Here is a 23546-nt window from a genome sequence, read left to right on the forward strand (position 1 = left end):
ACCGGTGCGCGGGTTTGCTCGGACCGGTGAAATTGCCGGGTTTGGCACCGGTAACTGCGACTAACTACCAACTGCTAACTACCAACGACGGCGGGGGTGCGGCCGAGGTGCTGGCGCATCAGTTCGGCGCGGGTACTGATACCGAGCTTGGCGTACACGTTGCGGAGGTGGAAGTCGATGGTGCGCGGGCTGAGAAAGAGCCGGGCGGCGACGTCGCGGTTGGTCATGCCCTGCTGGACCAGGCCGGCGACCTGAAGTTCCTGCGGGGTCAGCGTTGCCGCCGTGGACGGATCGCGCTTGCGGGCCGTCTTGCCGGAAGCGCGCAGTTCCTGTCCGGCGAGCTCCTCCCAGCGGTCGGCGCCGAGGTCCGCGAAAGATTCCAGGGCGGCCTGCAGCTGGGCGCGGGCATCGACCCGGCGGCGCTCGCGGCGCAGGAACCGGCCGTAAGCGAGGTGGGTCCGGGCACGGTCGAACACCCGCGGCGACGAGGCATGGTGTTCCAGGGCCAGCTGGTAGAGCTTTTCGGCGTCGGCCGGGTTGTCGGCCAGCAGCGCGCGGCCGTGCGCGGTGCTGGCTGCTGCCCAGGCGTTGCCCGTAGCTGCGGCAAACTCCTCGAGATCAGCCAGCCGGCTGGCGGCCTCGTCCTGATGTCCGGCCGCGACGGCGGACTCGAAGAAGTCGATGGCGGCCAGCCTGCGCGTCAGCGGCAGCTCCAGCTGGGCCAGATGGTGGTAGGCGGCGTCGGGCTGGCCGCTGTGGACGGCTTTGGCCCACAGCCGTAAGTCGTGGGTCAGGCCGGCGACGATGCCCAGCGGATGGTTCGCCGCAACGTCCTCGGCCGCTGCCAGATCACGCGCGTAGCCGTCGTCGTTCTGGAAGGCATCGAGCAGGGCGAGCAGCGTCAGCGGTGAGGCGGTCAGGCCTGGCTGCCCGATGCCGTTGGCCAGTTGCAGGGCTTCGGCCGCGCCAGCCCGGGCCCCGTCCCAGTTACCGGTAGCCACATCCGTGATGCTGCGCCGGGTCAGCGAGTAGAGCACCATGATCAGCGCGCCGGTGCCGCGTGCCCGGGCCAGCAGCAGGTTGTGGTACTTCAGCGAGGCCTCGTCATCGCCCAAATGCAGGGCGGCGATGCCGAGGTTGGGCAGCAGGTCCTGGTCCGCGTTCTCCAGCGACGCATCGTCGGCGAAGGCCGCCCTGAGCACCGGCGTGCCTTGCTCCATCTCGCCGCGGGAAACGTGGTGCAGGCCCACCAGCAGGTGCCAGAAGCTGTGCTCCCGGGCCGGTGCGCCGGGGTCCGGAGGGACCGCGACATCGACGGGAGTGATCCCGATGCCGGAGTCACCGCCGAAGGAGGCGAGCGCGGCGGCGAACATGGCCATTTCGCGCGCCCGCACCGGGTCCGCTTGGGCGACATCGCGGGCGCCCTGCAGGATCATGTGGTGGCCCAGCTCGAGGGATCCGGTGTTCCACTCGATCCGGGCCCGGCGGCGGACGGCGTCTGCGCGGAGGCCAGGGCTTCCGGCCAGGGCGACGGCGGCGTCGCTGAGGGTCCGGGCGCGGGCGGCCTGGCCTGCGAGCCACGCGCTCCCGGCTGCCTCATACAAACGCCGGGCCTTGGCTTCGGGGTCAAGGGTCAGTTCCGCGGCGCGTTCCCAGGCAGCGCTGGCGGCCTCGTGCCCGCCGCGGCTGCGCGCCCTTTCCGCCACTTGGTCCAGTTCGGCGGCCACCGCTTCGTCGTCGTCCTCCGCCGCCGCTGCCAAGTGCCAGACCCTGCGGTCAGGACTGCGCTCTTCGGCAAGCACCTGCGCCAGGGCAGCATGAGCCTGCCTGCGCCGATAAGCCGTGGCGGCGCCGTACACGGCCGAGCGCACCAGCGGATGGCGCAGCTTCAGCTTGCCGTCCTCGACCTTCAGCAGCCCGGATTGTTCCACCGCATCCAGCGCATCATCGCCGGCGCCGAGGGATTTCGCAGCCTGCCGCACAGTGGCGAGCTGCCCGGCGTCGTCCGCCGCTGCCACGAGGAGCCAGGTTTGCGCGTGCTCGGGCAGGCGTCGGCAGCGGTCCAGAAAAGCGCGCTCCACGCCGGCTGTGAGCGGCAGATGGTGCGGCAGCCCCGAGGTCCCGGCCAGCTGTTCGGGCGACAAGGACCCGGCCAGCTCCACCAGTGCCAGCGGGTTGCCGGCAGTGCTTCGCACCAGTTCGCCGGTGACTTCGGCCGGAACAACGACGCCGGAATGCTCGGCCAGCAGTTCGGAGGCGGTCTGTTCGTCAACGCCCGCGAGCGCCAGGGCCGGTAGGTCGCCGTAGTCGAACTGGCGCTCGTCGCCGTCGCGGGCGGCAAACAGGACGGCAACCCGTTCCGCGTCGAGCCGGCGCGCCACAAACAGCAGCGCCGCGGCGGAGACGTCGTCCAGCCACTGCGCGTCGTCGACAACGGCCAGCACAGGCTGGTGCTCGGCGGCCTCGGCCAGCAGGCTCAGTGCGGCGAGGAAGATCAGGAACCGGTCCACGCTCTCCGTGGCGATTTCGCCGAAGGCGGCCTTGAGCGCGTGGGCCTGCGGTTCGGGGAGCCGGTCTGTGTAGGACATGACCGGGCGCAGCAGCCGGTGCAGCGCCGCGAAGGCCAGCGGGGATTCGGACTCGATGCCCCGGGTCCGCAGCACGCGCAGGCCTTCGGCCCCGGCCACGGCGTCGGTGAGCAGCGTCGATTTGCCCACGCCCGGCAGGCCGTGGATGACGAGGGCGTTGCCCCGTGAAGTGCGGGCTTCTTCGATCAGCCCCGCAATGACCGCGCGCTCCCGCGCCCTCCCCTGGATCACCGCACGATTCTACCAACGGCAGTTGGGAAAACCCGGTGGTTTCACCGGTCCGAAGTACCTGCCCCGAGCCGGAAACTCGAGATACCGAAAACCGGAAATCCACAAGTCAAACCTCACTTCGACAAGGAGCAACCATGTCCCTCCGATTCCGCCGCAGCCAGTCAGACGAAGGCCAGCTGATCCGCACCACGTACCAGGTAGCGGGCATGTCCTGCGGGCATTGCGAGACCGCGGTCAAGACGGAGATCGGCAGCCTGGCGTCGGTGACCGGCGTCGACGTTGACCTCTCCTCGGGGGCCGTCACCGTAGCAAGCCAGCGTCCGCTGGCCCGCAACGACGTCGCAGCCGCCGTGACCGAGGCCGGCTACACGCTCATCTGACCCACCCGCCCCTCTTGCTAGTCCCCTCTTCCCTCCTCAACCTCCACACACTTTCCGAAAGCAGAACAATGAACAACACCGAACTCCACGCTTCCACCACCGGCACCTCCACAGTCAGCCGCGGCAGGCGTGTCTGGCTTTTCACCCGGCACTATCTGGAAATGGTGGTCGCGATGATCCTCGGCATGGTCATCCTGGGCCCCGTCTGGAACTGGCTGACCGGCGCCGCCGGCGTCTCCGCCGTGTTCGACCGGCCGGACGCCGCCTCCCTGGTCATGGCGACGAACATGACCGTCGCCATGGGCGCGTGGATGAAGTTCCGCGGGCACGGCTGGGCACCGATTGTCGAGATGGGCGCGGCCATGTACCTGCCGTTCATCGTGCTCTTTGTCCCGCTTTGGATGGGCATGATCGACGGCCACACCGTGATGGCCGCCGGACACCTGCTGATGCTGCCGGCCATGGCCCTCGCGATGCTGCTGCGGCTGGACGAATACACCCAGGACCATGCGCACCACCGCCGGCACTCCTCCGACCAGACCCACGAGCACCACGCCCACGAACACGCCTGAGCCGGCTTACCGCTTCCTCGCCGGGTTGCCGCTGCTTACCGAAGTAGCCGCGGCCCGGCGCAACCCCTTGAAAAACAGACCGAAAGGAAAGACCGTGAGCACCTCGGTTCTGGCCGAATGCACGCTCGATATCGGCGGCATGACCTGCGCCTCCTGTGTAGGCCGGGTGGAAAAAGCCCTGACAAAGCTCGACGGCGTGGCCTCCGCCCACGTCAACCTCGCCACCGAAGCGGCCCGGGTTTCGTACGATCCGGACGCGGTCCGGCTCGAGGACCTCACCGCCGCGGTCACCGCCGCCGGCTACACCGGCAGCCTCCGGCAACCCCCGCATACGCCGGCCCCCGACGTACGGAAGGTGCCTGAGCCGCCGTCGTCCGTTGATGATGACCGGGAGGCCCGCCGTGACTCAGAACTAGCCGGGCTCAAACGGAAGTGGCAGGTCGCGCTGGCGGCCGGGCTGTCCCTGATGGCCGTGATGTATGTGCCGCTGCCGATCGACGCGATGGACTGGCTGATGCCGCTGCTGCTGGTGGTGGCCACCGCGGTGCAGTTCTGGGCCGGCCGCGGGATCTACGCCGCCGCCTGGGCCGTCGCCCGGCACGGAAGCACCAACATGAACACGCTTGTGGCCCTCGGAACCGGGGTGGCGTACGGCTACAGCGCCTTTGTCACCCTCTGGCCGGGCGTGGCCGAGGGCTGGGGCCTGCCGCTGCATGTCTACTTCGAGACGTCGCTGGTCATTATCGCGCTGGTGCTGATGGGCAAGTGGCTGGAGGGCCGGGCGAAGAAGCAGACGGCCGCGGCGATCAAGTCGCTGGCAGGGCTGTCGCCCAAAACGGCTCGCGTGATCCGCGGCGGCGTAGAGCTGGACATGCCCGTTGACGACGTCGTCGTTGGTGACTTGGTGCGGGTCCGCCCGGGCGAAAAAGTCCCCGTCGACGGCGTGGTCACCGAGGGCGCGTCCGCGGTGGACGAGAGCATGCTGACCGGCGAGAGCATGCCGGTGGACAAGCGGCCCGGCGACACCGCCATCGGCGCAACCATCAACCGGACCGGCTCCCTGGTGCTGCGCGCCACCGCAGTGGGCGCCGACACCGCACTGGCGCAGATCATCCGCCTGGTCGAGGATGCGCAGGGCTCGCGGGCGCCGATGCAGCGGCTCGCTGACAAGGTGTCCGCGTGGTTTGTCCCCGCGGTGCTGCTCATCGCCGCCGGCACGTTCGCCGGCCGGGCGCTGTTCGGTCCGGACACCGGCCGGCTGACGCTGGCCATCGGCACCGCGATCGCCGTCCTCATCATCGCCTGCCCGTGCGCGCTGGGCCTCGCCACCCCGACTGCCGTCATGGTGGGCACCGGCAAGGCGGCCGAGCTAGGCATCCTGATCGGCAACGGCGAAGCGCTCGAACAGGCCCGCCGCCTGACCGCCGTCGTCCTGGATAAAACCGGCACGATTACCACCGGCCGTCCCCGCCTGACCGGAATTACGACGGCGGGGGCTTGGGACCGCGACGAGATTCTCGCCTTGGTGGGGGCGGCCGAGCGAGGCAGCGAGCACCCGCTCGGTGAAGCCATTGTTGCCGCCGCCCGCGAGCGCGCGGCGGAGCGCGGTCAGGAGTTGCCGGACGCGGACCGGTTCGAGGCGCTGCCGGGCCACGGGATCGACGCGGTGGTGGCCGGGCGGCGCATCCTGATCGGCAACCGGGCGCTGGTGGTTTCGGACCACCACGTCGGCACTACGAATGTCCGGCACGATGGTGCTGCCACCGCGATTGCCCGTCTCGATGCCGCTGCCGCCGCGGCCGCGCAGCACGGCCAAACCCCGGTGTACGTCGCGGTCGATGGGGAGCCCGCTGCGGTGCTCACGGTCGCGGACAGCATCCGGCCCGAATCCGCCGAGGCGGTCGCCCAGCTCAAGGCGCTCGGCGTCGAGGTCTGGATGCTGACCGGCGACAACACGGCCACCGCCGCCGCGGTAGCCCGGTCAGTCGGCATCGAACAGGTGATGGCCGAGGTCCTGCCGGGCGAAAAGGCAGACCGGATCAGCGCCCTGCAGCGCGAGGGCCACGTCGTCGCCATGGCCGGTGACGGCATCAACGACGCTCCCGCGCTGGCGCAGTCCGATCTGGGCATCGCCATCGGCACCGGAACCGACGTCGCCATCGCCGCCTCGGACATCACGCTGGTCGGCGGGGACCTGCGCGGCATCGTGTCCGCGATCGCCCTCTCCCGGCGCACCGTCGCCACCATCAAGCAGGGCCTGTTCTGGGCCTTCGCCTACAACGCGCTGCTCATCCCCGTGGCGGCCGGGGCGCTGTACTTCGCCGGCGGCATCCTGCTGGACCCGATCCTCGCCTCGGCGGCGATGGCGATGAGTTCGGTCAGCGTGGTCACCAACGCCCTGCGCCTGCGCGGCTTCCGCCGTCCGGCCGGCGTGCAGGAGATCCTGCATCCGCCGCTGCGAGCCCGGGTCGGCCAGTACGCCTACCTCACCGGGGTGGCCGCCGTCGCCGTCGCGCTGGGAACCGCCTTCACCCTGCTCAGCCACACCGACGCGGCCCAGCGCGGCATGAACGGCGTGCTCGCCTGGACCCAATCCACCGGCATGCCGATGCGCCCGGCCATGAGCACCATGATGACCACCGACGTCGGCCCGCTACCCGCGGAGGAAGCAAACGTCAACGTCCGGCTCGACCTGCCCGCCGCGACCCGGCCCGGCGAGCCCACTCGGGTACTGGTGGAGCTCACCGATGCCGGAAACGGCGAGCCGATCGAGGACCTGGGCCTGAGCCACGAAGTGTGGATGCACCTGATTGTCACCCGCGACGATCTGGGCAGCTTCGCCCACGTCCACCCCGAGCCGACCGGCCAGCCGGGGCAGCTCGCCGTCGAGCTCACCTTCCCCACCGCCGGCAACTACCTGGTCAACACCGAGTTCCGCAGGCAGGGGCAGATGCAGGACATCCACGCCGTCCAACAGCTGCGCATCGGCGCCACCGCCACCCCGAATCCGGAAACGCTCGCCGAAAGCCCGCGCACCCAGATTACCGATGGCGTCCGCGTCACCTTGGACGGCGAAGCTACGGCCGGGAAGACCAGCGAGCTCTCCTTCGCCTTCGCCGATGCGGCCACGGGTCAGCCGATCAGCAACCTGAAGCCGTACCTGGCGGCCGCCGGGCACGTGGTGATTATGGACGCGGCCGGCAAGGAGTTCGCGCACGAGCACGCCGACGTCGAAGACGCCAACGGCAACCCCGTCTTCGCGCTCCCCGGGCAGCAGTTCGGCCCCGAACTCACGGTCCACGCCCACTTCGACGAGCCGGGCCTGTACCGGCTGTGGGGCCAGTTCCGGCTGGCGGATGACCACGTGCTCACGGCGCCCTTCACGGTCCAGGTCACCGAGAGCGGACTTTCTTAAGGCGCGGTTAAGAATTCCTCCGAAAGCTGGCCGCACCCTGTGACGGGAGACACAGTTGATGGAAACACCAATCAACTGCCCGTCCAGGGCACGAGGAGGAACTCGGATGTCAACGCACACCGCAGCGCCAAACCCACCCAAATCCCGTGTGGTCAGCAATGTCGTCAAGGGCTGCCTGGGTAACCTGATCGAATGGTTTGACTGGTTCGTCTACGCTTCCTTCAGCATCTACTTTGCCAAGTCGTTCTTTCCGGCGGACGACCTGACGGCGCAGCTGCTGGCGGCGGCATCGATCTTCGCGGTCGGCTTCCTGATGCGCCCGCTCGGCGGCTGGCTGCTGGGCATGTATGCGGACCGGTTCGGCCGCCGTAACGCTCTGGCGGTCTCGGTCCTGCTGATGGGGGCCGGCTCACTGATGATCGCGCTGTCGCCGTCCTACCAGACCATCGGCATCGCAGCCCCGATCATCCTGCTGCTGGCCCGGTTGCTGCAGGGCCTGAGCGTCGGCGGGGAGTTCGGCTCCAGCGCCACCTACCTGTCCGAGATCTCCACCCCGGGACGCCGCGGTTTCTACTCCAGCTTCCAGTACGTCTCCATCATCATGGGCCAGCTGTCGGCCCTGCTGCTGATGATCCTGCTGCAGAACATCCTCACCGAAGAGCAGATGTACGCCTACGGCTGGCGCATTCCGTTCGTCGTCGGCGCCGTCGCCGGCCTGGCCGTGATGTTGCTGCGCCGCGGCATGGACGAGTCCGAGCACTACAAGGAGGAACAGACCCGTGCCAAGGCTGATGGCCAAAAGCAGGTCGGCGGCCTGCGCGCCCTGGCCAAGTACCCCAAGCAGCTCGCCGCCGTCTTCGGTCTGGCGCTGGGTGGCACCGTAGCGTTCTACGTCTACACCAGCTACATGCAGAAGTACATGGTCAACACCTCCGGGATCTCCAAGGAAGATGCGGCCATGATCAGCTTCATCGCCCTGTTCATCTTCATGCTGCTCCAGCCGATCGCCGGCGCCCTGTCGGACAAGATCGGCCGCCGCAAGATCATGCTCTTCTTCTCCATCGGCGGCACCATCGCCACCGTCCCGCTGCTGACGATGCTCTCCCACACCTCGAACGTGTTCGCGGCCTTCGGCCTTATGATGGTCGGCCTGGTCTTCGTCACCGGCTACACCTCGCTCAGCGCGATCATCAAGGCGGAAATGTTCCCGACCAAGGTACGGGCCCTCGGTGTCGGGCTCCCCCACGCGATCGTCGCAGCCTTGTTCGGCGGCACCGCGGAACCGGTCGCCCTGGCACTGAAGCAGGCCGGCGTCGAGTCGATGTTCTTCTGGTACGTCACCGGCTGCATCGCCCTGACCATGCTGGCCGCCTTCATGGTCAAGGAACCCTCGAAGAACTCCCAGCTGGATCTGCACAAGCCCTCGGATGCCACCGGCACCACGTCGGACACCGTTGCAGACTCAACCACGGACACCGCTCAGGCCGCTGCTTCCCAGCAGCCGGAGCTGGTCCCAACGAAGTAGACTCAAACAAATATTCCAGCATCGTCGGCGGAGCCCTTGTGGCCCCGCCGACGTTGCCGTGAGCAGCGAAGGAGCAGCATGCGGGTCGGCATTGTCGAGGACGACGACGGCGTGGCGGAAGCCATTGTCGATGGTCTGGCCATGCACCGCATCCCATCCGTACGGATGAGCCGAGGGCTGGACCTGCTGACCCGGCACCAGGATTTCGACGTCGTCCTCCTGGACCTCGGTCTCCCCGATGCCGACGGGATCGACGTGCTTCGCCAGCTGCGGCAGGTGAGCCTGGTCCCCGTCGTCGTCCTGACCGCCCGCGACGACGAACGCACGGTCGTGCGTGCACTTCGCAGTGGCGCGGACGATTACCTGGTCAAGCCGGCCCGGATGGCCGAACTGCTGGCAAGGATCGAGGCGATAGGCCGCCGGCTCGCCCGCACCTCCTCAGCACCGGCGCCGGCGGTATCCAAGTTCGGGGATATTGTGGTCGATCTCGGTTCGCGCAGCGTCACTGTCGACGGCACACCGGTCCAGCTGACCACCAAGGAGTTCGAGCTGCTGGCCATGCTGCTCGAGGAACCCGGCGCCGCCGTGAGCCGGCAGCAGCTGATGGACCGCATCTGGGGTGATGCCTTTGTCACCGTCTCTCGCAGCCTGGACGTCCACATGACTGCGTTGCGGTCAAAGCTCGGACGCAGCGGCGTCATCGAGACGATCCGCGGGTTCGGCTACCGGTGGACTGCCTGAGCAATGCGTAGCCGTCTCCTGCTGGTGCTGGCCGTCCTCGCGGCCCTGACCGTGGCGACGTTCGCCGTCCCGCTGGGCGCGTCCGTCGCCGAGGCCCGGACCCGCCAGTTCGTCCTCACCCGCGACGGCGATGTGCAGCGCTTCGCCTCCCTCGCCGAGAACTACGTCACCGGTGAAGGAGCGGGCGCGCTCTTTGACGAGATGGAGGCCTATCACGAGCTGTACGGGGAGGACCTCGCCGTGATTTCAACCCGCGGGGTGCCTGCCCGTTCGCTCGGCGTCGACCTCGATTCCTCGGAAGTATCGCAGGCGGTTTCCCGAGCGTTGCGCAACCAGTCGCCCACGGGTCAGGATGCGTTGAAGCCGTGGAGCCCGGACGAGGCGATCTTCGCCAAACCGGTGGGCACCGACGCCCAGGTCAATGGGGCGGTGCTGCTGGTTGCTTCCACCCGTGCAGCCAAGGCAGACATCGGCCGCGCCTGGCTATACATCCTTCTTGGCGTCGCCGCGGCACTGGCAGCGTTCGGCATCCTCGCCCACTCGGTCAGCAACTGGGTGCTGCGCCCGCTGGAGCGCCTGAGCGGACGCGTGCAACAGCTGACCGAGAGCCTTCCCTTCGCCCGCCGGCGCAGTGACGAACCAGAATCACCGGACCCGGTGTTGCCGCGCCGGGGTCCGCCTGAATTGCGTGAGCTCACCCGGTCTTTCGAGACGATGTCCGACGACGTTCACCGCTCGGCCGAATCGCAACGCCGGCTCGTCGCGGACACGGCCCACCAACTGCGCAACCCGTTGGCCGCCCTGCAACTCCGCCTGGACACCCTGGAACCCGCGGTCTCCGAGGCCGGCCGGCGCAGCTACGATCGGGCCGCGGCGGAATCCCACCGGCTGGCGGGAATTCTGGACGACCTGCTCAAACTCGCGGCCGCGGAGAGTCCCGGCAGCAGGACGGATGGGCCAACGGCCCGATGCTTCCCTTGGACTGTCGCGGCCGATCGGGTCGACTTCTGGCAGGGCAGCGCATCCGGACTCGGAATCAACCTTGAGCTCCAGACTGCCACAGAGGAACTGGAAGACGCCCCTGAGGAGGCCGAGGCCGCCGTCCCAGCGACCGTCCTGGGCCAGATACTCGACGTATTGATCGACAATGCCTGCAAGTACGCATCCGGCGCCAGCCGCATCCGGGTTGCCGTCGAACCTCGGCCCGCTGCCACCGGATACACCCTGATCGGGATTTCGGTGGCAGACAACGGGCCGGGCGTTCCGGCAGAAACACGAAGCAGGCTCACGGAACGCTTCTACCGCGGGACAGAACTGGCGGACAGGCAAGCCGCTGTGCAGGCCGGGCCGCGACCACCCGGGGACACCGGACGCAACAGCGCCGCCCGGGCGGGTACCGGTCTGGGACTGGCCATCGCCGCGGCGCTCACGCAATCCTTCGAGGGCGTCCTGGAGTTCTCCGAAACGCCGGGCGGCGGACTGACCGCCACCGCGGTTTTCCCCCGTTTCACTCCAGCGGAGAGCGGTCAGCGGGAGGTTCCCGATGAGGACTGAGACCATCGGCAGCTTGGCTAAGCCGGGACGCCGCGCCTTCCTCTCCGCCGCTGCGGCCGGAGCCTTCCTCGCCTTGACCGGATGCACAGCGGCCGAAGTCAGGAACTACCAGATCGGAGCCGCCGAGCCCGGCGGATTCTTCTCCGAATTTTCCGCTCTGCTGACCGCTGCCGTCGAGCGTTCCGGTGCCGGATTCCGGCTGCTGCCCCGGACCACGAGCGGGACTGTGCAGAACCTCGAGCTGCTGCGTAATGGCACCGTTCCCTTGGCCCTGGCGCTGGCGGACGCTGCCCGCGCGGACCCGGCTGGGCTGTACGCGGTCGGCCGCGTATACCAGAATTACCTCCAGTTCGCCGTCCCGGCCAACTCCAGCGTCCGGAACCTGAATGATCTCAAAGGACGGCGCATCAGCCTCGGCCCCGACGACAGCGGAACGCAGTTTGCCGGACGCCGCATCCTCTCGGCCGGCAATCTAACGCCGGACGACGTCGATATCCATCCACTCGCGCTGGCCGAAATTACCGATGCACTGGCCGACGGGACCGTCGACGCGGCGCTGTTTGCCGGTGGGTTTCCAGTGGGCGCCATCAGCGCCGGAACAGCTGCCGGTGGCTCTGAGATCCGCCTCCTCGAGCTCCGTGAAGAACTCACTGTGTTGCAGGACAGATACGGCGCCGTGTACAAGCCAGCCCGGATCCCGGCGGGAATCTACGGCTCCGATACCGAGGTGGACACCATCGGCGTCGCCAGCCTGCTGTTGGCCCGCCACGATCTGGCTAACGACGTCGTCGGCAGCCTCGTAGAGATCCTGGTTTCGCAGGCCGCCGAGCTTGTGCCCGCAGAAAGCGTCGGCGCACAATACCTCGATGCCCGGTCCCTGATCTATACCTCCGGGCTTCCGCTGCACCCCGGCGCTGCCGCAGCCTACCGCAGCCTGCACGGGTAGCCGGCGGCCCCTACCTCAAGCTGTAGAGATCGAGCGTTGTCTGTCCCGACCGGATTTCCTCGAAAATAACCACCTCGCTACGGACTCGTTGGTCGGCCCCATCAAGAACGGTCTCAATGTGGTTTTCCGGGATGACCACCAGGCCGTCCGCGTCGCCAACTATGAGGTCCCCGGTTCTGACGGAGACGCTACCAAGGTGAATCTCAACGCCTAAAGCACCTTTGAAGAGTTTCCGCGTTCCCCGGATGGAGTTGCTCCGTGAGAACACCGGAAAGCCAAGTTCGTGCATCTCGTCGACATCACGGACTCCTCCGTCGATCACCAAGCCCGTGATTCCGCGATGCCGCGCCGCGACCGCCAAGACTTCGCCCCAGTGCCCGAATTGCGCGCCACCCATATCGGCAACGATCACATGGCCCGCCGGTGCGGCATTGACCGCATGGTGAAGTGCAAGGTTGTCACCACCGGCACCTTGGACGGTAAAGGCAGGTGCCGCAATCTTGGCGCCTTGCCAGGCAGCGCGTATCTCGGGATCGACGGCGATGTCTGCTTCCTTGCGGCTCAAGTCTCCTGAACCGGCGTACGCTTTGAGCTCCTTTTGCGCCGCTTCATAGAGCGTTGCCGAAGAATGGCCGCGGGCGATCTTCGCCTGACCTGACTGCTTGGATGTGGCGATCACGCTCGGGCTCCGTTCGATGGGGTCCCTCGGTCCGGGTTTGCAGCCTCCGCAGTCTGCAGTGAGTGGTAGCCATGGGCAGCGCGAGCTTCAACGAGCGTCGCACCGCCTCTAGCTGCGGCCAGGATTCGGTCCTCGATGGAATTGATCTTTGCAGCCAGCTCGCCCACTTGCGCTGCACTTTCCGCCGGCACGGAGACGACGCCGTCCTCGTCCCCGCACACGATGTCGCCAGGGCGGATCATGACGCCGTCGATAACAACGGGCGTGCCGACTGCAGCGAGCCGCACTCGGTCTTTACCTGTCCGCATGAATCTTCCGGCGCTCCAGATGGGATAGCCGGTGATGGCTGCTTCAGCGGTATCGCGGCAGACGCCGCTGATGACGGTACCGGCCATGCCTCTTTCCGAAGCGATCCGCGTCATGATTCCGCCCCAGACCGTGCAATCCGTCCGGCCCTCGTTGTCGATGACGATGATGCTTCCCACAGGCACCTCATCCAGGAAATCACCGACAGTGCCTCCGCTGTCATCGACCGGCTCATAGGAGACCGTGTAGGCAGGCCCGCAGCCATATTGCCCTTCCCGAAGCGCACCGACTCCGTGGAGGGAGCCGGTGAGCTTAAGCCGGTCGAGTGCGTCAGAGATGGCGGCTGTCGGCAGCTTGCAGAGCAGTTCGGAAGCCTTCTGCAATTCTTCTGATTGGGTTGTCATGGAACTGGTTTCCTTACGCATGTTGTTTCAAGGGCGCCCGTGGAAGCTGCAACTACTTCTGCAGCGGGAATTACATGAGGCGAGTTCTCGGACGCCCTTGATAGGCACAGTATGGTGCCGGGTTGGGAGAAGCCGTGAGCTCTAGCCGTTCCCACCACTGGGAATTGCGTCCTCGCTCTGACGCAAGGCAGATCGTTGCCCTTCAGCTGAGCTTGTCTTGTCATCGATCTCGTTGCTTGAAAATGAACGCTTCATCAGTACAAGGGCGATCAGCGTCAATCCCGCGAACGCGGTGACGTACCAGAAAAAGGCATTCTCATGGCCGGCTGCCTTTAATCCGAGGGCCACCGATTCTGTAGTTCCACCAAGGACAGCGCCTACGATCGCATACGGCAAGCCGACGCCAATGGCCCGGACATGGGTCGGGAACATCTCGGCTTTGACGATGGCACCGCACGCCGTGTAGCCGCTGAGGATGGCCAGTGCACAGACCATAAGCGCGAAAGCCACCCATGGGTTGGTGGTGCGCCCCAGCAGCGTCAGGATTGGGATGGTTCCCAGGACTGCTCCCAGAGAGAACACGAGCAGGACCTTGCGACGCCCAATCCTGTCGGACAATGCGCCCATCAGAGGCTGCATCACCAAGAAAACCAGGAGCGCCCAGAAGTTGATGGCAGCGGCGTCGGCCTTGGAGATTCCGGAGGTGTTCACCATGTACTTCAGCAAGTAAGTAGTGAACGTATAGAAGGCGATCGTGCCGCCGGCCGTGAGCAGCATGATCGCTGCCACCTGGCGCGGGTAGTGGCGCAACAATGTCCTTAGTCCGGTTGGTTCCGCAGTCCATTGCTCCGACTTACGGGCGGTGAAATGTTCCGATTCATCCATGGAGCGGCGCAAGTAGAAGACGATCAGGCCGAACGCAGCTCCGAGGAAGAACGGGATCCTCCATCCCCAAGATTCTAGAGCTTCGGGACTCAGCGTTGACTGCAGGACAATCAAAGTGAGGAGGGCCAGGATCTGGCCGAGGATGATGGATGAGTACTGGAAGCTGGAGTAGAAGCCGCGACGGCCAGGCGTTGCGACCTCGGAGAGATAAGTGGCGCTCGAACCGTATTCCCCTCCCACCGACAAGCCCTGTAGCAACCGGGCGAATAACAGAAGGGCCGGAGCGGCTATGCCGATAACGTCGTAACCCGGAATCAGCCCCACCATAAGGGAACCGCAGCTCATAAGGGTCACTGATACGGTCAGCCCGGCACGGCGTCCTTTGGTGTCTGTGTAGAGGCCGAGGAGCCAGCTACCCAGTGGCCTCATAAGGAAGCCGACGGCGAAGACCGCCGCAGTAGCAAGCAGTTGCACAGTTGGATCGCTGCCGGGAAAAAATACGTCGGCAAAGTAGAGGCTGAATGATGCGTAAATAAACCAGTCGTACCACTCAACGAGGTTCCCAAGGGAGCCCTTGATGACGTTGGAGACAACACGGGATTTCGGTTTGGTAGCTATTTTGGACATGGTTCACCGATTTTCGTCTGTCGGCTTTCGCCGTAAGGATGCGGGCTCGATCAGCCCAGGACGAACGGGTTCCGGTTTGGTGCACCGGTGTTGATCCAGATTGTCTTCGTTTCGAGGTATTCCTCGACGGCTTCGCGCCCGTTTTCGCGGCCGATGCCCGAATCTTTGACGCCTCCGAAGGGCGCCATGAAGCTGACCGTGCGGTACGTGTTGACCCAGACCATGCCGCTGTGGATGGACTCACTCATGCGGAACGCCCGCTGGATGTCCTGAGTCCAGACGCCAGCTCCGAGGCCGTAGTTGGTGCTGTTGGCTAGCCGGATGGCTTCGGCTTCGTCTATGAAAGGCATCACTGCCAGAACGGGACCGAAGACTTCCTCCTGCGCAATGCGCATTGTCGGAGCGACATCCGTGAAAATCGTTGGCTCGACAAACCATCCATCGCTGGGCGCTGCTGCCGGACGTCCCCCGCCCAGGACCGTCTTCGCTCCCTCAGCGATAGCGACGTCGATGTGTTCAAGGACTTTCGCCAGTTGCGGGCGTGTGGTGACCGGTCCGACATCGGTTGAGGAGTCCTGAGGATCGCCCAGACGGGCATGACGCGCGGTTTCAACGATGCGCGCCACGAACTCGTCGTGGATGGACTCCTCCACCAAGAGGCGCGAACCTGCGATGCATGTTTGACCCGTCGCTGCGAAAATTCCGGAAATGACGCCGTTGGCAGCGGCGTCCAGATCCGCATCTGCAAAGACGACGTTCGGGGATTTACCGCCGAGCTCGAGCGTGAAGCCCTTGAGCCCGCGCGCTGCCTGGGCGCCGATGGCCCTGCCTGTTGAATCGGATCCGGTGAACCCGATCCGCCTGACCAAAGGATGGTCGACAAGAGGTGATCCAACGTTGGGGCCGAAGCCGGTTACAACGTTGACAACGCCGGGAGGAATTCCTGCTTCCTCAAGAACTCGGACGAATTCAAGGGTGGAGGCGGAGGTGAACTCGGACGGCTTGATAACGGCAGTGCAGCCCGTGGCGAGGGCTGGCGCCAGCTTCCACGCCAGCAACAGGAGCGGAGAATTCCAAGGGGTGATGATGCCGACGACGCCAACGGGTTCCTTCCTGGTGAAGGCGAAGTACCCTTTCTTGTCCAAGGGGAGAACGGCTCCCTCGATCTTGTCGGCCAGCCCACCATAGTAGCGAAACCACTCGGGGATGTAGTCGAGCTGGCCGCGCATTTCGGCGAGCAGCTTGCCGTTGTCGCGGACCTCGGTATCCGCCAGCTCGCTTGCCCGTTCCGCGAGGAGGTTGGCTGCGCGGACCAGCAGGGCACCTCGTTCCGTAGGGGTCATTTGTCCCCATGCCCCCTCGGTGAAGGCCTGGTGTGCCGCGCGCACGGCGAGATCAACGTCCGCTGCACTTCCTTGGGCGATCCGCGCCCAGGTTCGCCCCGTCCAGGGATCCTCCGTATCGAACCACTGTCCGTCGTCAGGCACATGGGGCTGCCCGTTGATATGCATCGGGTAGTCAGGGTAGATGTCGTCCATCGACGTAGTGGCAGGTGCCAGCTGAGGCCCTGTCACAGCGGATCCATGCCGAGATACGACCGGAACGAGTTCTTCACGGCGACTCCGTCTCGGGTGGGCAGGACACGCGGCGCCTCGCCCGGGGCGATCAGGACCTGTGCGAAGAGCGTCCCGGACTTGGAATTGATGTGTTTCGACAGATCCTCGACAGCATCTTCCTCCGTGATCCGCAGGACATTGCCAATACCGAATCCCGCCGCTATGGCGGTCAGGTCCGCACCGAGAGAGGAATGACTCTGCTGCATGCCCGTTTCCCCGAAGTGGCCATTGTCAAGCACGACGACGGTCAGGTTCGCCGGCGCTTTGACGGCGACGGTACCGAGGGCACCGATGCCCATGAGCTGCTCGCCGTCTCCGGTGACGACGACAACAGGTTTATTTGACTGGGCGAGGGCGAGACCCAGGCCGGTCGGCACGGCGCCGCCCATTGCTCCCCAGAGGTAAAAGACGCCCTGCCGCTGAGGTTCCGCTGCGTAGACATCGTACGTGGGAGATCCGAGACCGGTGACAATAAGCGCATCCGGCACCGCGGCCAGAAGTTTTGCGACGAATGAACGCCGATCGATCCGAGCGCCTGAGATGTGGTTCACTTGCTGTCCTTCTTCCAGTTCTTGCGGCCGATAAGGCGCTGTCCGATCAACACAGCAACGCGTTCGCCCGCCAGAAAGGCGGCGTCACATGCGGCACCGACTGTTTCATGTACGTCTTCCGGGGTGTCGACGCGAAGCACAGTGACTCCCATCAGCTTCAATGCATCCTCGGTCGCCCTGCCCATGGGCCCCTGCCAGGGATTGAATTCCGCATATTCGCCCCGCATTGTAACGAGCGTCAGGAGGGGGAAACGGCAAATGTCAGCCAGCGACAGCATGTTGATGCAATTTCCGACGCCGCTGCTTTGCATCAGTAGCGCAGCACGGTCGCCACCAAGCCAGGCCCCTGCGGCAACGGCAACGCCCTCTTCTTCGGTGGTGAGCACGATATCGACGATTTCTGGATCGGCGATGGCTTGTTCGATGGCGTGCATATGCCCTGCGTCGGGAACATACGCTACTTGCCTGACTCCGCTCTCGCGGAGAGCGTCCCAAATGTCTTGCTGCCACGTTGGTGAACCTGTGGTTTGCACGGGTTGGTCTCCTTTGTTGTGATTGCTCTCACCATTATTTGCAGTGATAGCGAAGGAGATCCAATAGTCTTTTTTGATAGCGGAATCAGTCGCTGTAATAAGGCCTAGCAGGACCTTAAGTGCCCGTTTCGGTTAGTTGGGAAGCAGTCTCGCTGATGGCCAGCGACCGGACTCGACCTGCTCGGTCACCAGCGCCGCCAAGCAGTCGAGGACGGCGCCCGTAGCCGGGGAGGAGCTGACGCTGTCACGCGCAGTCGCCAGTACGATCGATCGTTGAACTTCGGGCTCGCAGAGCGGTGCCGCTTCAAGCCGGCCCGCGGCAATGTCCTCCACAAGGCAGCACGCAGGCAGCACGGTCCACATTCCAGCTTCCCGGGCAAGGCGTTTTTGTGCTTCCATCGAATTGGTTTCCACGGCAGCTGCCAATGGGGTTGGCAAGGCTGACGTTGCTTCGTTCAATAGCGTGCGGATACCTTGGCCGGAGGCCGGCAGGACAAGCCTGTGGCCGAGCAGCGTGCGCACAGGCACGGCGCCTTCGCGGGCCAGGCCAGTTCCTGCTCCGGCAACCGCCCATAGTGATTCCGCTACGAGCGGGCGCATATTGAGGGATGTGCTTCCCGGCGGGTGATAAAGGAGTGCGACGTCCAATTCGCCGGTGTCGAGCAGTTGCTGCAAGTCACCCGAGTAGCCGACACGGAGTCGGAGCCTAATGTCCGGGAAGGACTCCTCGAGCCGCGCCACTAGCGGCACGGTCAAGAGTTCGGCGGTGCTGGACAGCAGACCGACGGTTACCAATCCGCTAACACTTCCGGGGCGTGCCCCGACTTCAGCTTTCGCTCGCTCCAACTCAAGGAGGACGCGCCGGGCGTAGGCGACCATGGTTTCCCCGGCGCTGGTAAGTTGCATGCCTTGAGGGGTGCGCTCAAACAGCGCCACGTCAAGTTCTTGTTCCAGGAGCCGGATCTGACGGGTCACTGCCGGCTGGACCAAGTGCAGGATTTCAGCAGCGCGTGTCACGCTGCGGGTTTCGGACACCGTCACCAGTGCCGTCAGCTGCTTCAGATCCATTAAGCCGTCCGGTTGAGCGAGTTCTCCACGATCGTGGTACTAGGATTCTATGCAGTCGGCGGCGCGACAGTTACGCGGGCTGCACCTCTTGGGCCGGCGTTTCGTCGGCCATCCGCGAGTCAAAGTGCTCGGCCAGCAGTTCGCCGGCATGCATGATGTGCTCTTCCATCGCGGTGCGTGCCGCCGCGGCGTCGTTGGCGCGGATGCTTTCGAGCAGGCGGGCGTGGTCCTCCACGGTGGCCTGGGGCCATCCGGGGATGTTGGAGTAGAACTGGCGAGGTACGTAGCGTGTGACCAGGCCGAGGACCCAGATGATCTTGCGGGAGTCCGCGAGCAGGTTGATTTCGCGGTGGAAGGCGTGGTTCTTTTCCTCCAGCAGCGCGACGTTGTTGCGGGCTGCCGCGGCGATCAGTTCGTGGTGCAGCGCTTCAAGTTCGGCTTTCTCCGCCGAGGTGGCCTTTTCCGCAGCCCGTGCGGCGAGTTCGCCCCCGATGAGGGCTTGGGTGCGGAAGAGGTCGCGGATGTCTTGGCCTGTCAGGGCGGCAACCAGGAATCCCTTGCGCGGGAGCAGTTCGAGGAAGCCTTCCACCCGCAGCGACTGCAGCGCTTCGCGCGCCGGGGTCGTCGAAATGTCCAGGGCTTCACCGATGGTTTCGGGCCGAACCTGGGTGCCCGGGCGCAGCTCGCCGGACATGATCAGCCCGCGGACATAGGCCGAGGCCTGGTCGCTCAGCTGTGGCGGCCGGGTGGCTCGCGTTTTGTGCTCGCTCATGATTCCGCCGTTTCTTCCGCTCCCATAAATACCTACGATACTGTCTCCAGCAGCTCCCCCGCCGCCGGCACTGGCGCGTCTCCCCTCATGGCCGGATGCCGAGTTCGGCCAGGATCTTTTCTGTGTGTTCGCCGATTTCCGGGATCCGGTCCATCCGCACGGCTGCTTCCCGGGAGTTCACCGGCGGCAGCATGCTGCGCAGCGGGCCTACCGGGGAGTCGACGTCGCGCCAGCGGTTGCGTTCGGCCAGTTGCGGGTGGGCGGAGAGTTCCTGCATGGTCCGCAGTTTGGCGTTGGCGATACCGGCTTCATCCAGCCGGGCTAGCACTTCGTCGGCAGGCAGCGCCGCGAGGACGGCGTTAATGGCTTCGTGCAGTTCGGGACGATTGCGCACCCGCGAGGAGTTCCCGTCGAACCGCGCGTCTTCGAACAGCTCCGGCCGGTGCAGGACGTCCGAGCAGAACACCTTCCACTCGCGTTCGTTCTGGATACCGAAGAACACCGTTCCGTCCGCCGCGGGAAACGGGCCGTAGGGCGCGATGGACGCGTGTTCGGCGCCGCTGCGGCGAGGCTGTTCCCCACCGTATTCCGCGTAGAAGTACGGCTGCGCCACCCATTCGGCGAGGGCTTCGAGCATGGACACTTCCAGCACGTCGCCGCGTCCCGTCGTCGCGCGTTGGAGCAGCGAGGTCAGGATTCCCGAGTACGTATACATGCCGGCGCAGATGTCTGCAATGGAGACACCGACCTTTGCGGGATTCTCCGGTGTGCCGGTGACGCTGAGCATGCCGGACTCGCATTGCACCAGCAGGTCGTAGGCCTTCTTGGTGGCGTACGAGCCGCCGCGGCCGTAGCCGGAGATGGAGGCGTGGATCAGCCGCGGGTTCAGGGCGAGGGCTTCGTCCGGCCCCAGACCGAGGCGTTCGACAGCTCCCGGTGCGAGGTTCTGCACCAGGACGTCCGCCTGTTCGACGAGCTTGCGCAGCACGGCGAGGCCGGACTCGGATTTCAGGTCCAGCACGATGGACTCTTTGCTGCGGTTGAGCCAGACGAAGTAGCTGGCCATGCCGTCGACCTTGTCGTCGTAGCCGCGGGCAAAATCGCCGGTATCGCGCTCGACCTTGATGACCCGGGCCCCGAGGTCCGCCAGTTGCCGGGTGGCGAAGGGCGCGGCAACGGCCTGTTCGAGGGAGACAACGGTAATTCCTTGCAGTGGCAAAGTCGCCATGATTAGTCCTGTCCTGTTGGTTCTGTTCCGGCGCGTTCCATAATGCGGCGGGCCCGGTCGATGACGGGCCGGTCAACCATCTGGCCGTCCACCTGCACCGCTCCCCCGTCCGAGGCGAGGATCTTGCGGGCCCAGGCGATCTCTTCCGACGACGGTGTGAAGGCCGCCGCCACCGAGGCCAGCTGGGCCGGGTGGATGCATAGCTTGCCGCCGAAGCCGAAGCCCCGGCCCAGTTTTGCCGATGCGGCAACAGCGGCGGTATCGCGGATGTCGGTGGACGGCGAGTCCAGCGGCGGGGCGATCCCGGCGGCGCGGGATGCCACGACAAGCTGGGAGCGGGCATGGTCCAGTACGCGGTCGCCGCCGTCGGCGTCAATGTCCAGGGCGAAGTCGATGGCGCCGAAGGCCAGACGCTTCACCCCGGGCACCCGGGCAAGTTCGACGGCGTTGACGAGCCCCAGTGCGGATTCCACCAGGGCGACCAACGGAACGTCGGCGGGCAGTCTCGCGGTCAGTTCCGCCACCTGCGCCGGGTCTTCGGCCTTGGGCAGCATGAGGCCCAGCAGCCCGTGGTCCGGTTGCGAGGACAGTTCGAGCAGCGCCCGGATGTCGTCGTCGTACTCTGCTGTGTCCTGGGCATTGACCCGGACCAGGGCACGTACGCCATCGCTGCCATCGGCGCCTGAAGCGGTGAGCGCTGCAACGGCTCCATCCCGGGCGTGCGCCTTGTCCGCCGCCGCCACGGCGTCTTCCAAGTCGATGATGACGACGTCGGCGCCGGAAGCCGCGGCCTTGGCGAAACGCTCGGGCCGGTCGCCCGGAACGAACAGCGCAGTCACCGCGCCGCGGACCGTGGCCGCCGCCGTGCCCGCCTGTCCCGTGCTGACCTGCCTTGCGCCTGACAGTGCCGCTTGAACAGGGGTCATCGTGCGCCCTCCACGTCGGGCAGCGAGGACTCGTCCGGGCGGGAGGATTCCACGCTCGGCAGGAAACCCTGCCGGTAGACCATGAACGTGCGCCGGTAACTGATCACGATGGCACCGTCCTGGTTGAATCCCTCCGTAGCTACGGTGACCAGCCCCAGGTTCGGGCGGGACTTGGATTCGCGGACAGCCAGGACCTTCGAGCGGGAGTAGATGGTGTCGCCTTCATAGACCGGGTTCGGCATCCGCACCTCATCCCAGCCCATATTCGCGAACACGTTCATGGACAGATCAATGGTGGACTGGCCGGTCACGAGCGCCAAGGTAAAAGTGGAGTTGACCAGGGGGCGGCCGAATTCGGTCCCGGCGGCGAAGTTGCTGTCGACGTGGGTCTTCGCAACATTCTGGGTCATCAACGTGAAGCTCTGGTTGTCCGACTCGGTGACGGTCTTGCCGAACGGGTGATAGTAAAGGTCACCGACCCTGAAGTCCTCAAAGAGCCTGCCGGTCCAGCCTTCCACAACCCGCATGCCCGCTGCCCCGGCCTGCATATCCATCTGGTTCATCATGTTCCCTCCATTGCGCGAAAGCTTTGCTGTTCGCCGACCAATATATTCTGTATTGACTCTAAGCTTCCCTTGTTTGGCTGGAAATTTCAAGGCTTACGTCGGTCTTCATGGTTGCCGTCAACCCCTTGTATCGCTTCAATATATTCTGTATCGTCGTGTATCAATAACAAACGCCCGCCAGACATCAAGGAGTCACCATGAGCTCGCAGATCGCCGAAACCCCAACCAATGCCGCCAGCAAGCAGCTGGATGAACTGCGGGCACGCACCCGCGAATTGTGCGCCCGCTTCCCCGACGAGTACTGGCGCGAGACCGACCGGGAGCGGCGCTATCCTCAGGAATTCGTCGACAGCCTAACCGAGGCCGGCCTTCTCTCCGCACTGATCCCCACCGAGTACGGCGGCTTGGGTCTCGGACTGACGCAGGCCAGTGTCATCATGGAGGAAATCAACCGCTCGGGCGGGCACTCCGCCGCCTGCCATGCGCAGATGTACACGATGGGCGCGCTGCTGCGCCACGGCAAGGACTCGCAGAAGGACGCCTACCTGCCGGAGATCGCCGCCGGGCGCCTGCGCCTGCAGGCCTTCTCCATCACCGAGGAGAAAGCCGGCTCGGACACCACCAGCATCGAAACCGCTGCCGTGCGTGACGGCGACGACTTCGTGATCACCGGACACAAGAACTGGACCAGCCGCATCCTCGACACGGACCTGGCCTTCGTGCTGGCCCGCACATCAGAGAAAGGCAAGGACAAGACCCACGGCCTGACCCTCTTCCTGGTCGACCTGCGCCAGGTCCGCGCCGAGCAGCCCGAGACCCTCGAGGTCATCCCCGTGCGCACCATGTTCAACTACGCCACCAACCAGGTCTTCTACAAGGGCATGCGCGTGCCCGCATCAGCGGTCCTCGGCGAGGTCGGCAACGGCTTCCGCTACGTCATCGACGGCTGGAATGCTGAGCGCATCCTGCTAGCCTCCGAAGCCATCGGCGACGGCTACTGGTTCACCCAGCGCTCCACCGACTACGCCAACACCCGCGAAGTCTTCGGCCGCAAGATCGGCTCAAACCAGGGCGTGCAGTTCCCCATCGTCGACGCCTACATGAAGATCCGCGCCGCAGACATGATGCGCTTCGAGGCAGCCCGCTTGTTCGACGCCGGCGAACCCTGCGGCGCGGAAGCCAACATGGCCAAGCACCTTGCCTCCGAAGCCAGCTGGGCCGCCGCCAACGCCGCCGTCGACACCCACGGCGGCTACGGCTTCGTCGACGAGTACGACGTCGAACGCAAGTTCCGCGAGACCCGCATGTTCCAGGTGGCCCCGGTCAACAACAATATGATCAAAGCCTTCGTGGGAACTAAGGTATTGGGACTGCCACGGTCCTACTAGGACGCCTGCTCAGTTCTGCTAAGTCGCCGACGTTGAGGGATGATC

At 65.5% G+C, this 23546-nt stretch carries 20 protein-coding genes; 8 read left to right on the forward strand and 12 right to left on the reverse strand.

The features are described from left to right. Positions 1-74 precede the first annotated feature (74 nt). Positions 75-2819, reverse strand: a complete 2745-nt coding sequence (locus tag AC3A4M_RS20275) for an AAA family ATPase (RefSeq protein WP_498738096.1) — start codon at positions 2817-2819, stop codon at positions 75-77. Positions 2820-2953: 134 nt separating this feature from the next. Between AC3A4M_RS20275 and AC3A4M_RS20280 the strand changes: the two genes are divergently transcribed. The 7 genes from AC3A4M_RS20280 (at position 2954) to AC3A4M_RS20310 (ending at position 11952) form a co-directional block, all read left to right on the forward strand. Next, the gene (locus AC3A4M_RS20280; RefSeq protein ID WP_498738097.1) at positions 2954-3199 is read left to right on the forward strand and encodes a heavy-metal-associated domain-containing protein; all 246 of its coding nucleotides are present in this window, start codon (positions 2954-2956) and stop codon (positions 3197-3199) included. Between the two features lie 68 nt (positions 3200-3267). After that, positions 3268-3771, forward strand: a complete 504-nt coding sequence (locus AC3A4M_RS20285) for a hypothetical protein (RefSeq protein WP_498738099.1) — start codon at positions 3268-3270, stop codon at positions 3769-3771. Between the two features lie 94 nt (positions 3772-3865). After that, the gene (locus tag AC3A4M_RS20290) at positions 3866-7186 is read left to right on the forward strand and encodes a heavy metal translocating P-type ATPase (protein WP_498738101.1); all 3321 of its coding nucleotides are present in this window, start codon (positions 3866-3868) and stop codon (positions 7184-7186) included. 106 nt (positions 7187-7292) lie between these two features. Further along, positions 7293-8711 (forward strand): MFS transporter, encoded by a 1419-nt coding sequence (locus tag AC3A4M_RS20295; protein ID WP_498738103.1) that lies wholly within the window; start codon positions 7293-7295, stop codon positions 8709-8711. 78 nt (positions 8712-8789) lie between these two features. Beyond that, complete coding sequence (locus AC3A4M_RS20300; protein WP_498738104.1) at positions 8790-9452, forward strand: response regulator transcription factor; 663 nt, start codon at positions 8790-8792, stop codon at positions 9450-9452. A gap of 3 nt (positions 9453-9455) precedes the next feature. Continuing rightward, positions 9456-11006 carry a sensor histidine kinase gene (locus tag AC3A4M_RS20305; RefSeq protein ID WP_498738106.1) on the forward strand — a complete coding sequence of 517 codons (1551 nt, stop codon included), beginning with the start codon at positions 9456-9458 and terminating at the stop codon, positions 11004-11006. Then, positions 10996-11952 carry a TAXI family TRAP transporter solute-binding subunit gene (locus AC3A4M_RS20310; RefSeq protein WP_498738108.1) on the forward strand — a complete coding sequence of 319 codons (957 nt, stop codon included), beginning with the start codon at positions 10996-10998 and terminating at the stop codon, positions 11950-11952. The genes AC3A4M_RS20305 and AC3A4M_RS20310 overlap by 11 nt, the downstream gene beginning before the upstream one ends. 10 nt (positions 11953-11962) lie before the next feature. Here the strand turns inward: AC3A4M_RS20310 and AC3A4M_RS20315 are convergent, their stop codons facing one another. From AC3A4M_RS20315 to AC3A4M_RS20365, 11 genes are all read right to left on the reverse strand, one after another. Further along, positions 11963-12631 (reverse strand): RraA family protein, encoded by a 669-nt coding sequence (locus AC3A4M_RS20315; RefSeq protein WP_498738109.1) that lies wholly within the window; start codon positions 12629-12631, stop codon positions 11963-11965. Beyond that, entirely contained in the window at positions 12628-13341 is a 714-nt protein-coding gene (locus AC3A4M_RS20320; RefSeq protein ID WP_498738111.1) for an RraA family protein, read from the reverse strand. Before AC3A4M_RS20320 ends, AC3A4M_RS20315 begins: the two co-directional genes overlap by 4 nt. Before the next feature lie 141 nt (positions 13342-13482). Beyond that, a complete protein-coding gene (locus tag AC3A4M_RS20325; RefSeq protein ID WP_498738113.1) occupies positions 13483-14853 on the reverse strand; it encodes an MFS transporter in 1371 nt (456 codons plus the stop codon). Positions 14854-14903: 50 nt separating this feature from the next. Then, a complete protein-coding gene (locus AC3A4M_RS20330) occupies positions 14904-16427 on the reverse strand; it encodes an aldehyde dehydrogenase (protein WP_498738114.1) in 1524 nt (507 codons plus the stop codon). Next, entirely contained in the window at positions 16424-17020 is a 597-nt protein-coding gene (locus AC3A4M_RS20335) for a thiamine pyrophosphate-dependent enzyme (RefSeq protein ID WP_498738116.1), read from the reverse strand. The genes AC3A4M_RS20330 and AC3A4M_RS20335 overlap by 4 nt, the downstream gene beginning before the upstream one ends. Then, the gene (locus AC3A4M_RS20340; protein ID WP_498738118.1) at positions 17017-17553 is read right to left on the reverse strand and encodes a thiamine pyrophosphate-binding protein; all 537 of its coding nucleotides are present in this window, start codon (positions 17551-17553) and stop codon (positions 17017-17019) included. The genes AC3A4M_RS20335 and AC3A4M_RS20340 overlap by 4 nt, the downstream gene beginning before the upstream one ends. 132 nt (positions 17554-17685) lie before the next feature. Next, on the reverse strand, positions 17686-18621 hold the full coding sequence (locus AC3A4M_RS20345; protein WP_498738120.1) for a LysR family transcriptional regulator: 936 nt from the start codon (positions 18619-18621) through the stop codon (positions 17686-17688). Positions 18622-18691: 70 nt separating this feature from the next. Further along, positions 18692-19393, reverse strand: a complete 702-nt coding sequence (locus tag AC3A4M_RS20350) for a GntR family transcriptional regulator (protein WP_498738121.1) — start codon at positions 19391-19393, stop codon at positions 18692-18694. An 85-nt stretch (positions 19394-19478) separates the two neighbouring features. Beyond that, entirely contained in the window at positions 19479-20621 is a 1143-nt protein-coding gene (locus AC3A4M_RS20355) for a CaiB/BaiF CoA transferase family protein (RefSeq protein ID WP_498738123.1), read from the reverse strand. A 2-nt stretch (positions 20622-20623) separates the two neighbouring features. Then, complete coding sequence (locus AC3A4M_RS20360) at positions 20624-21547, reverse strand: HpcH/HpaI aldolase/citrate lyase family protein (protein ID WP_498738125.1); 924 nt, start codon at positions 21545-21547, stop codon at positions 20624-20626. After that, positions 21544-22113 carry a MaoC family dehydratase gene (locus AC3A4M_RS20365; protein WP_498738126.1) on the reverse strand — a complete coding sequence of 190 codons (570 nt, stop codon included), beginning with the start codon at positions 22111-22113 and terminating at the stop codon, positions 21544-21546. The genes AC3A4M_RS20360 and AC3A4M_RS20365 overlap by 4 nt, the downstream gene beginning before the upstream one ends. 197 nt (positions 22114-22310) lie before the next feature. Here AC3A4M_RS20365 and AC3A4M_RS20370 point away from each other — a divergent pair, with 197 nt between their 5' ends. Continuing rightward, on the forward strand, positions 22311-23501 hold the full coding sequence (locus AC3A4M_RS20370) for an acyl-CoA dehydrogenase family protein (protein ID WP_498738128.1): 1191 nt from the start codon (positions 22311-22313) through the stop codon (positions 23499-23501). The last annotated feature ends 45 nt before the right edge of the window (positions 23502-23546 follow it).

The organism is Arthrobacter sp. Soil_C_60, from assembly GCF_057656375.1.

Excerpts from the sequence above, each read along its gene's own strand:
- AC3A4M_RS20280 (WP_498738097.1), top strand. The coding sequence starts at position 2,954 with ATGTCCCTCCGATTCCGCCGCAGCCAGTCAGACGAAGGCCAGCTGATC.
- AC3A4M_RS20285 (WP_498738099.1), top strand. The coding sequence starts at position 3,268 with ATGAACAACACCGAACTCCACGCTTCCACCACCGGCACCTCCACAGTC.
- AC3A4M_RS20295 (WP_498738103.1), top strand. The coding sequence starts at position 7,293 with ATGTCAACGCACACCGCAGCGCCAAACCCACCCAAATCCCGTGTGGTC.
- AC3A4M_RS20300 (WP_498738104.1), top strand. The coding sequence starts at position 8,790 with ATGCGGGTCGGCATTGTCGAGGACGACGACGGCGTGGCGGAAGCCATT.
- AC3A4M_RS20305 (WP_498738106.1), top strand. The coding sequence starts at position 9,456 with ATGCGTAGCCGTCTCCTGCTGGTGCTGGCCGTCCTCGCGGCCCTGACC.
- AC3A4M_RS20310 (WP_498738108.1), top strand. The coding sequence starts at position 10,996 with ATGAGGACTGAGACCATCGGCAGCTTGGCTAAGCCGGGACGCCGCGCC.
- AC3A4M_RS20320 (WP_498738111.1), bottom strand. The coding sequence starts at position 13,341 with ATGACAACCCAATCAGAAGAATTGCAGAAGGCTTCCGAACTGCTCTGC.
- AC3A4M_RS20325 (WP_498738113.1), bottom strand. The coding sequence starts at position 14,853 with ATGTCCAAAATAGCTACCAAACCGAAATCCCGTGTTGTCTCCAACGTC.
- AC3A4M_RS20345 (WP_498738120.1), bottom strand. The coding sequence starts at position 18,621 with ATGGATCTGAAGCAGCTGACGGCACTGGTGACGGTGTCCGAAACCCGC.
- AC3A4M_RS20350 (WP_498738121.1), bottom strand. The coding sequence starts at position 19,393 with ATGAGCGAGCACAAAACGCGAGCCACCCGGCCGCCACAGCTGAGCGAC.
- AC3A4M_RS20355 (WP_498738123.1), bottom strand. The coding sequence starts at position 20,621 with ATGGCGACTTTGCCACTGCAAGGAATTACCGTTGTCTCCCTCGAACAG.
- AC3A4M_RS20360 (WP_498738125.1), bottom strand. The coding sequence starts at position 21,547 with ATGACCCCTGTTCAAGCGGCACTGTCAGGCGCAAGGCAGGTCAGCACG.
- AC3A4M_RS20365 (WP_498738126.1), bottom strand. The coding sequence starts at position 22,113 with ATGATGAACCAGATGGATATGCAGGCCGGGGCAGCGGGCATGCGGGTT.
- AC3A4M_RS20370 (WP_498738128.1), top strand. The coding sequence starts at position 22,311 with ATGAGCTCGCAGATCGCCGAAACCCCAACCAATGCCGCCAGCAAGCAG.